Annotated in this window: 9 protein-coding genes; 5 read left to right on the forward strand and 4 right to left on the reverse strand. The window is 68.1% G+C overall.

Going from position 1 to position 11,231, the window contains the following annotated elements; translation table 11 throughout:
• A partial coding sequence (locus tag AC3XYG_RS31680) for a glucose-6-phosphate dehydrogenase (NADP(+)) (protein ID WP_489143871.1) occupies nucleotides 1-882 on the reverse strand: 882 nt, incomplete at its 3' end.
• 3 nt (nucleotides 883-885) lie between these two features.
• Nucleotides 886-1,989 (reverse strand): phosphogluconate dehydrogenase (NAD(+)-dependent, decarboxylating), encoded by a 1,104-nt coding sequence (gene gnd / locus AC3XYG_RS31685; RefSeq protein WP_489143872.1) that lies wholly within the window; start codon nucleotides 1,987-1,989, stop codon nucleotides 886-888.
• A gap of 88 nt (nucleotides 1,990-2,077) precedes the next feature.
• Between gnd and AC3XYG_RS31690 the strand changes: the two genes are divergently transcribed.
• Nucleotides 2,078-4,525, forward strand: coding sequence for a glucan 1,4-alpha-glucosidase (locus tag AC3XYG_RS31690; protein WP_489143873.1), 2,448 nt, complete (start codon nucleotides 2,078-2,080; stop codon nucleotides 4,523-4,525).
• A gap of 95 nt (nucleotides 4,526-4,620) precedes the next feature.
• On the opposite strand, the gene AC3XYG_RS31695 is transcribed toward AC3XYG_RS31690, so the two are convergent.
• Together AC3XYG_RS31695 and AC3XYG_RS31700 are read right to left on the reverse strand one after the other, a co-directional pair.
• A complete protein-coding gene (locus AC3XYG_RS31695; protein WP_489143874.1) occupies nucleotides 4,621-6,183 on the reverse strand; it encodes an ABC transporter substrate-binding protein in 1,563 nt (520 codons plus the stop codon).
• A gap of 29 nt (nucleotides 6,184-6,212) precedes the next feature.
• The gene (locus AC3XYG_RS31700) at nucleotides 6,213-7,064 is read right to left on the reverse strand and encodes a hypothetical protein (protein WP_489143875.1); all 852 of its coding nucleotides are present in this window, start codon (nucleotides 7,062-7,064) and stop codon (nucleotides 6,213-6,215) included.
• 237 nt (nucleotides 7,065-7,301) lie between these two features.
• On the opposite strand from AC3XYG_RS31700, the gene AC3XYG_RS31705 reads away from it, so the two are divergent.
• The 4 genes from AC3XYG_RS31705 to AC3XYG_RS31720 all read left to right on the forward strand — a co-directional run.
• Nucleotides 7,302-7,949, forward strand: a complete 648-nt coding sequence (locus tag AC3XYG_RS31705) for a helix-turn-helix domain-containing protein (protein WP_489143876.1) — start codon at nucleotides 7,302-7,304, stop codon at nucleotides 7,947-7,949.
• Nucleotides 7,950-8,063: 114 nt separating this feature from the next.
• The gene (locus AC3XYG_RS31710) at nucleotides 8,064-9,620 is read left to right on the forward strand and encodes an ABC transporter substrate-binding protein (protein ID WP_489143877.1); all 1,557 of its coding nucleotides are present in this window, start codon (nucleotides 8,064-8,066) and stop codon (nucleotides 9,618-9,620) included.
• 30 nt (nucleotides 9,621-9,650) lie between these two features.
• Nucleotides 9,651-10,667, forward strand: coding sequence for an ABC transporter permease (locus AC3XYG_RS31715; protein WP_489143878.1), 1,017 nt, complete (start codon nucleotides 9,651-9,653; stop codon nucleotides 10,665-10,667).
• Nucleotides 10,667-11,231 (forward strand): ABC transporter permease (locus tag AC3XYG_RS31720; RefSeq protein WP_489143879.1); only part of this gene is annotated, 565 nt, incomplete at its 3' end. The genes AC3XYG_RS31715 and AC3XYG_RS31720, both read left to right, overlap by 1 nt.

The raw sequence follows: 11,231 nt of genomic DNA on the forward strand, positions 1-11,231 counted from the left end.
CACCGCCTCGACCACCTTGGCCTTCTCGGTGCGCACGGCGTCGGCGTCGAAGGAGTTCGGGGCCTCCATCGCCACCATGGACAGCAGCTGGAACAGGTGGTTCGGCACCATGTCGCGCAGCGCGCCGGTGCCGTCGTAGAAACGGCCACGCCGCTCCACCCCCACCGTCTCGGCCGCGGTGATCTGCACGCACTCGATATGGTCCCGGTTCCAGATCGGCTCGAACATGCCATTGCCGAACCGGAAGGCCATGATGTTCTGGACCGTCTCCTTCCCGAGATAGTGATCGATCCGGTAGATCTGCTTCTCCGACGCCACGGCCAGCAGCTTGGCGTTGAGATCCTTCGCCGAGGCCAGGTCGGTGCCGAACGGCTTCTCGACGATCAGCCGGCGGAAGGCGGTGTCGCTTTCCTGCAGCAGGCCGGCGGTCGACAGCGCCGCGGCGATCGGGGCGAAGAAGCGCGGCGCCACCGCCAGATAGAAGATGGCGTTGGCATGGCCTGTGGCCTTGCCGCGGCCGGCCAGATGCCCCGCCAGCCCCTCATAGGTCGTGGGGTCGGCGAAGTCGCCGGTGAGGTAGTGGATGCCGGCGGCCAGCCGGTCCCAGGCGGCCTCGTCGATGCCGCTCTTGGCATCGGCGCCCAGCGTATGCAGGGCCTCGCCCAGGGTTTTGCGGAAGCCCTCGTCGTTGTTCTCGACCCGGTCGACCCCGAGGATCTCGAAGCCGGGATCCAGCAGCCCCTCGCGCATCAGGTGGTACAGCGCGGGGGTCAGCAGGCGCCCGGTCAAATCGCCCGAAGCGCCGAAGATCACGAAGGTGCAGGGCGGCGCGGCCGGGGTGCCGGCCGGCTTCTCGAAGTCGGGAGAGATCATCGCAGCCATGGATCAGCCGCCCGCCGGCCGTTCGATGTGGCCGCCGAACTTGTTGCGCATGGCCGACAGCAGCTTCTCGCCGAAGGTGTGCTCCTGGCGCGACCGGAACCGGGCGTACAGCGCGGTCGACAGCACGTCGACCGGCACCGCCTCCTCCAGCGCCGCCATGATGGTCCAGCGGCCTTCGCCCGAATCGGCGACCGAGCCGGTGTAGTTCGACAGGCTCGCATTCTCGGCCAGGGCGATGGCGCTGAGGTCGAGCAGCCAGGACGACACCACGCTGCCGCGGCGCCACACCTCGGCGATGTCGGCGACGTCGAGGGTGTAGCGCTCGGCCTCCGGCAGCTCGGTCGAATCCTTGTTCTTCAGGATGTCGAAGCCCTCGGCATAGGCTTGCATCAGCCCATATTCGATGCCGTTGTGCACCATCTTGACGAAGTGCCCGGCGCCGGCCGGCCCGGCATGGATGTAGCCCTGCTCGGCGCGAGGATCGCGCCCGTCGCGGCCCGGCGTCTGCTCGACCGTGCCCTTGCCGGGGGCCAGGGCCGCGAAGATCGGGTCGAGATGGTCGACCGCGGCCTTGGTGCCGCCGATCATCATGCAGTAGCCGCGCTCCAGCCCCCAGACGCCGCCCGAGGTGCCGACGTCGACATAGTGCAGGTCCTTCGGCTCCAGCGTCGCGGCGCGGCGGATGTCGTCCTTGTAGAAGCTGTTGCCGCCATCGATGATGATGTCGCCGGGGCTCAGCAGGCCGGCCAGCGCGTTCACCGTGTCCTCGGTCGGCCCGCCGGCGGGCAGCATGACCCAGACCGCGCGCGGCGCGGTCAGCCCCGCCACCAGGGTCTTCAGGTCCGTCGCCCCGGTCGCGCCGTCGCTGGCCAGCGCCTTCACGGCGTCGGCGCTGCGGTCGAAGACAACGCATTGGTGGCCCGCGCGCATCAGCCGCCGCGCGATGTTGCCGCCCATACGGCCGAGTCCGATCACCCCGAGCTGCATATCCTCGATCCTCTTCGTTCTCTTCCGGCGCGGTGGCGCACAAGCGATTGAGTTGTGGGTCAAATTGACCATACGCTCACGACGCCAGCGTATGGTTCGATCCACAAGCGTACAACACATCAACGTGACGATCGTGCGCTCGCATCGCAAAGGTTTCGAGTCCGAAAGGCCGGGCTGCGGCGATCGGGCCGAAGTGGGAGGGTTCGCAGTGGATCAAGGCGATCAGCAGCCGCCGGGCGCGCCGGGCGGCCCGGCCCGGTGGACGTCCAGCGCCAAGGCCGGTGTCGGCACCGCCCTGACCGGGGCTAGCCGGATCTGGTTCACGCTCAGCCACGGCGTGCTGAACGAGGTCTACTTCCCGCGAATCGACACCGCCTGCGTCCGCGACCTCGGGCTGATCGTCACCGGCGCCGATGGCTATTTCTCGGAGGAGAAGCGCGCCACCCGGTCGGAGATCCGGATGCTCGAATCCGGGGTGCCGGCCTTCCACATGGTCAACACCGCGCTCGACGGCCGCTACCGCATCGAGAAGACGGTGCTGACCGACCCGCGGCGCCCGGTGCTGCTGCAGCAGATCACCTTCACCGTGCATGAGGGTGAGCGCACCGACCACCGGCTGTTCGCGCTGCTGGCGCCGCATCTGGTCAATGCCGGCGCCGACAACACCGGCTGGGTCGAAGACTACAAGGGCACGCCCATGCTGTTCGCCCGCGGCACCAATGGCGTGTCGCTGGCCCTGGTCGCCTCGGTGCCGTGGCGCGCCCGCTCGGTCGGCTATGTCGGCGTGTCGGATGGCTGGCAGGAGCTGTCGAAGCATGGTGAGCTGAACGAGACCTATCGCCGGGCCGAAGACGGCAATGTCGGCCTGACCGGGGAATTCGACCTGGCGGCGGCCGGCGACGGCCGGATCCTGCTGGCGCTGGGCTTCGGCGTGCGGCCGGAGGAGGCGGCGCATCACGCGCTGGCCAGCCTGCAGAACGGCTTCGACGCCTCGCATGATCCTTATGTCGAGGCCTGGCGTGGCTGGCAGGCCGGGCTGGAACCGCTCGACGGCATCGCCGGTTCCGCCCCCAACGCCTATCGCACCAGCACGTCGGTGCTGGCCACCCATCGGCCGTTCGGCTTCGCCGGCGCGGTGATCGCCAGCCTGTCGATCCCCTGGGGCTTCAACAAGGGCGACGAGGATCTCGGCGGCTACCACCTGGTCTGGCCGCGCGACCTGGTCGAGACGGCGGGCGGCTTCCTTGCCGCCGGCGCGGTGGATGAGGCGCGATCGATCCTGTCCTATCTCCAGACGATCCAGGAGGCGGACGGCCACTGGTCGCAGAATGTCTGGCTCGACGGCGCGCCCTATTGGGGCGGCGTGCAGATGGACGAATGCGCCTTCCCGATCCTGCTGGCCGACATGCTGCGCCGCGGCGGGCATCTGGAGGGGGAAGCGCTCGACCGCTACGTGCCGATGGTGCGGCGCGCCGCCAGCTTCGTGCTGCGCAACGGCCCGGTCACCGGCCAGGACCGGTGGGAGGAGGATGCCGGCTATTCGCCCTTCACCCTGGCGGTCGAGATCGCGGCGCTGCTCGCCGCGGCCGATATCCTGGAGCTGTCGGGCGGGGCGGCGGAGGCGCAATGCCTGCGCGAGACCGCCGACCTGTGGAACGACGAGGTCGAACGCTGGACTTTCGCCGAAGGCACCGCGATCTGCAGCGAACTCGGCCTCAAGGGCTATTACGTCCGCATCGCCCCGGTGGAAACGGCGGATGTCGCCTCGCCGCTCGACGGCTTCGTGCCGGTCAAGAACCGGCCGCCTGGGGATGATGCGCGCAAGGCTAGCCTGCTGATCAGTCCCGATGCCCTGGCGCTGGTGCGCTTCGGCCTGCGCGCCGCCGACGACCCGCGGATCGTCGACACGGTCAAGGCGATCGACGCCTCGCTGAAGGCCGACCTGCCGCAGGGGCCGATCTGGTACCGCTACAACGATGACGGCTATGGCGAACACGCCGATGGCGGGCCGTTCGACGGCACCGGCATCGGCCGGCCCTGGCCGCTGCTGACCGGCGAACGCGCGCATTACGAGCTGGCGGCCGGGCGGGCGGCGGCGGCGAAGGCGCTGCTGGCGACGATGGAGCAGTCAGCCGGCGATGGCGGGCTGCTGCCGGAACAGGTGTGGGACGACGAGGATGTGCCGGAGCGCGAGCTGTTCCGCGGCCGTCCCTCGGGCAGCGCCATGCCGCTGGTCTGGGCCCATTCCGAACACATCAAGCTGCTGCGCTCGCTGCGTGACGGCAAGGTGTTCGACCTGCCGCCGCAGCCGGTGCAGCGCTACCAGGTCGACAAGGTGGTCTCGCCGATCCGGTCCTGGCGCTTCAACCAGAAGCGCCGCACCCTGCCGTCGGGCAAGGGGCTGCGGATCGAGCTGCCGGCGGCCGCGCTGGTGCATTGGAGCCTCGACGACTGGACGACGACGCAGGACGCCGTGACGGCGGAAAACCCGTTCGGCCTGCATATCGTCGACCTGCCGACCGCCACGGCGCCGGCCGGCACGCTGATCCGCTTCACCGTCCGCTGGACCGACGGCGAGCGCTGGGAAGGCGCGGATTTCAGCGTGCTGGTGGACGGCGACCGCAGCGTGCCGGCGGGCCACGGGGCGGCCGGGTAGGGCTTTCCTATTTCCCCCCTCCTCTCGCGGGAGGGGGGACTCAATACGTTCGGCCTGAGCCTCGTATCTCGATCACGGCTACGCCTGGAAGCCCTCTACTCCGCCTTCCACGCCCCCCACAGGATCGGCTTGCCGCCGGACCAGGGGTGATAGCCCTTCAGCTTTGGGCCGGTGGCATCGGCCACCACGTCGTAATAGAGGCCGAGGATCGGCACCTGTTGCGCCATCAGCGCATGCAGCTGCTGCAGCACCACCTTGCGCGCCGCCGGGTCGTCGGTCTGCACCGACTGGGCCAGCAGGGCCGCGGCCTGCGGGTCGTCCCATTGCGAGGTCGGGGTATCAGCCTTGCTGCCGATCAGGATGCCGTACATCAGCGACGGGTCGAGCCGCGCCGAATAGCTGAAGGATTGCAGCTGGAACTTGCCCGACGTGTAGTTGTCGAGCTGGGTCGCCCAGTCCAGCACCTCGAGCCGGGCATCGATGCCGACCGAGGCCAGCATCGCCTGCACCAGCACGGCATTGTCGTACATGCCGTCATAGCGCTTGTTGGTCTGGATGGTGATCGGCTGGCCCTTGTAGCCGGCCTCCTGCAGCAGCGCCTGCGCCTTGGCCGGGTCGTAATCCGGCCAGGCCAGGAAGCCGTCATCGTAGAAGGCCATGCCCTTGGCCACGGCCGAGGGGTTGGCGTCGGCCAGCCCGTAGGTGCGGGCCTGGGCGATCTGCTTGATGTCGATCGCATGGGCCAGGGCCAGCCGCATGCGCGGGTCGGACAACAGCGGGTCGCGGGTCTGCACTAGGATCGCCGACCAGCCGAGGCCCGGCGCGGTTTCAACCGTCCCGCCATTGGCCTTGACCGGGTCGATCTGCGCCGGCGCCAGGCTGGGCAGCAGGTCGACCTGGCCGGCGGCCAGCGCCGCCTCCGCCGTCGACGGGTCGGGCACGATCTGGAACCGGATGGTGTCGGCATAGGCGATGCGGGCGCCGGCATAACCGCTGGCGGGTTCGGACAGCGGCTTGTAGCCGGCGAACTTCTCCAGCGTCACCGCCTCGCCGTGTTTCCAGGAGGCCAGTTTGTATGGGCCGCTGCCGATCGGGGTGTTCCAGCTGCCGTCCGGGTTCAGGCTGTCCGGGCTGACGGTGCCGGTGGCGAAGCATTGGAAGTTGGCCAGCTGGGCCAGGAACAGGGCGTTCGGCGCAGCCAGGCGGAAGCGGATCGTCTGCGGGTCCGGCGTCTCGACCGCATCGACCTTCAGCCCGGCGGTGCCGTCGAAGATCCGCCGGCACGGCCAGGCGGCATCGGCCCAGCGGCGGTCCCAGCTCCACTTCACCTCGGCCGAGGTGACCGGCTTGCCGTTGTGGAACAGCGCACCCTGCCGGATCTTGAAGTCATAGGTCCGGCCGCCGTCGGATTCGGTCCAGGATTCGGCCAGGGCCGGGCCGACGGTCAGATCGTTGCGGTAGCCGACCAGCGATTCCACGACATGCTGCAGCACCGTGTCGGTGTTGCTGTCGCGGTTGATGCCAGGATCGGTGCTGCGGATGTCGGCGGTCAGCGCCACGGTGATGGTGCCGCCCGGACGCGGCGTGTCCTGCGCCGCGGCGCCAACTGCAAAATTCAGGACCAAGGCGAGCGCCAGCCCGCCGATCGCCGTCTTCATCCCTGCCCCCTGTTTTTTCGGTCCCGGCGCTAAGCGGCCTTGCGCCGGTCCGCCAGCACATCGCCGAAGAAGCTTTTCACCGCGCCGAGCATCGTGCGGTCGTCATGGCCGATGCCGGGGATGGTGTCCTGCTGCACCGCGACGCCCTGAGCTTCCAGGCTGCGGCGCAGCGACCGCATCCGGTCCTGGCGGTTGGCGCCGGCGATATCCGCCCCCTCCATCCACCAGGCATTGCCGGGCTTGATCGTGATCTCCCAGGTCTGGGTGTCGTCGCCGCCGATCACCATGTGCACCGGCACCCGGCGGATGGCGTCGAGGTCGAGTTTCTTGCCGAACACCGCCTCGAAATTGCGCACGCCGACCCACCAGTCATGCTCGAAATCGAGCAGGGTGACGACGCCCGGCGCGCCGATCGAGGCGCCGAGCAGGCGGTCCGGATGCGCGTAGAGGAAACGATGGGTGAAATGGCCGCCGCCGGAGAAGCCATACATCAGCACCCGGTCGCCTTCGATCCGGTACTTGGCCTGCATCTCCGCCACCATGGCCAGCAGCACCGCATCGTAATGCAGGTCGCCGGCACGCAGCAGCTTGTAGCTGGACAGGTCGCCCGGTTCGGTGATGCCGACAGGGAACAGCGGCGCCAGCACGATGACGCCATGCTTTTCGGCAAAATCGGCGAAGCCGTCGCGGTAGGTCTGCATGCCGCGTTCGGTGCCGTGCACGATCACCGCTAGCGGCCAGCGGTCGCTGCCGTGTTCGTCGTAATCCTCCGGCACATAGGCGCAGTAGCAGAAGCGCTGGTCGAGCCCGCAGGCGAACACCGTGGTCGCCCCGAAATCGCTCGAGGTCAGGATCGTCCCATGCCCATGCGGCCGCGCCATGATGCCTCCCGGTTCGCGCTGTGTTGCCCGAAGTGACGCATATTTTTATAAGCATGAAAAGCACTATGTCGGGTCGAAAATTCCTCGAAGCCGAGCAGCGCGCAATTTCGTAATCAGGAAAAGCAAGGCTGGTCGCAAGATGGCAAAACCGCCGGAACGGCCAGATCGGCAATTTCCCTGTCGCCGGAAACTGGGCGGTGCCTATGGTGGCGGCCCCGAGGAACCGTGGCACCGATCATGACCGACCCGAAGCCCAGTCTGGGCGAATGCCTGCGCGACCTGCGCCGCCGCAGCGACTGGACCCTGGCCCAGGTCAGCGCCATGACCGGCTTGGCGGTCTCGACCCTGTCGAAGGTCGAGAACAACCAGATGTCGCTGACCTACGACAAGCTGCTGCAGCTGGCGAACGGCATGAAGGTCGATATCTCCGAGCTGTTCGGCACCCCGTCCCCCGCCCAGGGTGCCGGCGGCCGCGGCCGGCGCGCCATCAGCCGCCAGGGCGAAGGCCGCACGATCCAGACCCGCACCTATGACTACCTCTATGTCTGCGCCGAGCTGTCGCGGAAGAAGATGGTGCCGATGATCGGGCTGGTACGGGCCCGCGCCATCGGCGAGTTCGAGGACCTGGTCCGACACCCGGGCGAGGAATACACCTATGTCCTGTCCGGCGAGTTGGATTTGCACACCGAGCTGTATGCCCCGGCGCGCCTGAAGGCTGGGGACTCCATCTATTTCGACAGCACCATGGGCCATGCCTATGTCAGCGTCGGCGACACGCCGGCGCGGATCCTGTGCGTCTGCACCATGACCGAGCAGGACCTGACCGCCACCGTGCTGGAAGCCGAGAAGATCGAGCCGCTTGACGAAGCCCATGTTGGTGCTTAGCGTCAATAAATTAGCGGGTAGGAAAAATTCTTAAATAATCGGCAAACGCGGCGGTCGTATCCGGTTCGCGGGTCCGGCAGGATGCGAACCGTCGTGCAAACAGGGGCGCGACACATGAACAAGCGACAGGTGAAGACCGTCGGCATCGCCATGCTTGTGGCAGCGGCCATGGTGCCGGCGATGTTCGGATCGGCCGCGCAGGCGGCGAAGAACGTCCTGGTGGTGGCGAAGGCGGAGGATCCGCCGAGCTGCGATCCCGGCATCGAGATCTCCAACAACGGCTACACCCTGACCTATGCCGCCTATGAGCGGCTGGTGAAGTACAAGGGCGCCACCACCGAGGTCGAACCTGAACTGGCCAAGAGCTGGACGTCGGATGCCAGCGGCCTGGTCTGGACCTTCGCCCTGGCCGACGGCCACAAATTCGACGACGGGTCGCCGGTCGACGCCGCCGCGGTCAAGTTCAGCTTCGACCGGCTGAAGGGGCTGGGCGAAGGCCCGGCCGATGCCTTCCCGACCCTGCAGGACGTGGCGGTGGTCGACCCGATGACGGTGCGGATGACCCTGTCCAAGCCGTTCGCGCCGTTCCTGTCCGCCCTGGCCACCTCGGGCGCCGCCATCATCAACCCGAAGGCGATGGAGCATGAGAAGGACGGCGACAAGGCCAAGGGCTGGCTGGCCGAGCACACCGCCGGCAGCGGCGCCTACACGCTGACCAGCTGGGAGCGGAACCAGACCATCATCCTCGACCGCAACCCGAACTATGCCGGGGCGGCGCCGGCCCTGAAGCGCATCGTGTTCAAGATCGTCCGCGAATCCTCCGCCCGCCGGCTGCAGATCGAGCATGGCGACGTCGATATCATCGAGCAGGTGCCGGTCGACCAGGCCGAGGCGATGAAGGACAACGCCGCGGTGGTGGTCGAGAGCAACCCCAGCCTCTATGTCGACTATATCTACATGAACAACCGCAAGCCGCCGCTGGACGATGTCCGGGTGCGGCAGGCCATCTCCTACGCCATGGACTACAAGGGGCTGGTCGACGGCGTCATGCACGGCCAAGCGGTGCAGATGCGCGGGCCGGTGCCGCAGGGGCTGTGGGGCCACGACCCGAACGCCTTCCAGTACAGCTATGACCTGGACAAGGCGAAGGCCCTGCTGGCCGAGGCCGGTGTAAAGGACCTGACCCTGACCTACACCTTCTCGCAGGCCGACCCGGTGTGGGAGCCGGTGGGCATCGCGCTGCAGGCCGGGCTGGCCCAGATCGGCGTCAAACTGGAGCTGCAGAACCTGGCCGACACCGCCAAGCGCGAACAGGCCGCCCAGGGCAAGTACGACCTGACCGCCGGCGCCTGGACCCCCGACTATGCCGACCCCTACATGTTCATGAACTACTGGTTCGACCCGGCGCGCATGGGCGGGCCCGGCAACCGCGCCTTCTACAACAACGACAAGGTGGCATCGCTGGTGCGGCAGGCGGCCGAGATCACCGACCAGCCGAAGCGCGAGGCGCTGTACATCGAGGCGCAGAAGATCGCCATCGCCGACGCGCCCTATCTCCTGCTGATGCAGAAGAACGACATCTTCGTGCGGCGCGCCGCGGTGCAGGGCTATGTCTACAACCCGATGCTGCTGCAGGTGTACAATCTGGCCGAGATGTCGAAGAGCGAATAGCCGCCGAACCCGAAGCGGAGGCGGATGCCGATGCCGTTCGTCCAGATCGCCGTGCGACGCTTGGCCCTGCTGCTGTTCGTGGTGCTGGGCGTCGTCGTCATCACCTTCACCATCTCGCATCTGATCCCGGGCGACCCGGCCCGGATGATCGCGGGCGACCGGGCGAGCGACGAGACGCTGGCCAATGTCCGGCGGCAGCTCGGGCTCGACCGGCCGGTGCCGGAGCAGTTCGCGGTCTATGTCCGCGGCCTGCTGGATGGCGATCTCGGCATCTCGCTGCACACTCGCCGTTCGGTGGCCGAGGACATCCGCACCTTCATGCCGGCGACGCTGGAGCTGGGGCTGTGCGCCCTCATCTTCGCCATCGCCGCCGGCATTCCGCTCGGTGTGCTGTCGGCCGTGTACAAGGACGGGCCGATCGACCAGGTCGCCCGCACCATCTCGATCGCCGGCATCTCGATGCCGGCCTTCTGGTTCGGCTTGGCCCTCATAATGCTGTTCTACGCCAAGCTGGACCTGCTGCCCGGCAGCGGCCGCATCGCGCTCGACGTGCTGCCGCCCGACCGGGTCACCGGCTTCTACCTGGTCGACACCCTGCTGGCCGGCGACTGGGAGGCGTTCCGCAGCACCGTACGCCACCTGATCCTGCCGGCCTTCGTGCTCGGCTTCGTCAATCTCGGCATCATCACCCGGCAGATCCGCGCCTCGATGCTGGACGTGCTGCAGGAGGACTATATCCGCACCGCCCGGGCGAACGGGCTGCGCCGCGGTGCCGTGATCCTGCGCCATGCCCTGCGCAACGCGCTGATCCCGTCGGTGACGCTGCTGGGCCTCGCCTTCGGCGACCTGCTGTACGGCGCGGTCCTGACCGAGACCGTGTTCGCCTGGCCGGGGATGGGCAGCTACGTCGTGACCTCGATCCAGACGCTCGACTTCCCGGCGATCATGGGCTTCACCGTCGTCGCCTCGATCGGCTACGTCCTGGTCAACCTCGCGGTCGACATGGCCTATATGCTGCTCGACCCGCAGATCCGCGAGGTCGGGTGATGACCCTGCCCACCGCTGCTGCCGCCATCCCCGCCGCCGGCAACCGCCTGCCGTCGCTGCGCTTCCTGTGGTACCGGGTGCGGCACAGCCCGCTGACCCTGATCGGCAGCGCGATCTGCCTGCTGGTCCTGGTCCTGATCGTCGCGGCGCCGCTGATCGCGCCCTACGACCCCGACGCCATCGCCCTGACGGCACGGCTGTTGCCGCCGACCGGCGCGCACTGGTTCGGCACCGACGAGGTCGGCCGCGACGTGCTCAGCCGCGTGCTGTTCGGCGCGCGAGCCTCGCTCAGTGCTGGCCTCGTGTCCGTCGGCATCGCCGTCGGCGCGGGCGTGCCGCTCGGCCTGCTGGCGGGCTATGCCGGTGGCTGGATCGACGCCGTGCTGTCGCGCATCGTCGACGCCATGCTGGCCGTGCCGTTCCTGATCCTGGCGATCGCGCTCGCGGCCTTCCTCGGCCCCAGCCTGACCAATGCCATGATCGCCATCGGTGTCACCGCCACGCCGATCTTCGTGCGCCTGACGCGCGGCCAGACGCTGGCCGCCAAGGTCGAGGATTATGTCG

The sequence above is a fragment of the Inquilinus sp. genome, from assembly GCF_057815775.1.

Excerpts from the sequence above, each read along its gene's own strand:
- gnd (WP_489143872.1), bottom strand. The coding sequence starts at position 1,989 with ATGTGTTGTACGCTTGTGGATCGAACCATACGCTGGCGTCGTGAGCGT.
- AC3XYG_RS31715 (WP_489143878.1), top strand. The coding sequence starts at position 9,651 with ATGCCGTTCGTCCAGATCGCCGTGCGACGCTTGGCCCTGCTGCTGTTC.
- AC3XYG_RS31710 (WP_489143877.1), top strand. The coding sequence starts at position 8,064 with ATGAACAAGCGACAGGTGAAGACCGTCGGCATCGCCATGCTTGTGGCA.
- AC3XYG_RS31695 (WP_489143874.1), bottom strand. The coding sequence starts at position 6,183 with ATGAAGACGGCGATCGGCGGGCTGGCGCTCGCCTTGGTCCTGAATTTT.
- AC3XYG_RS31700 (WP_489143875.1), bottom strand. The coding sequence starts at position 7,064 with ATGGCGCGGCCGCATGGGCATGGGACGATCCTGACCTCGAGCGATTTC.
- AC3XYG_RS31705 (WP_489143876.1), top strand. The coding sequence starts at position 7,302 with ATGACCGACCCGAAGCCCAGTCTGGGCGAATGCCTGCGCGACCTGCGC.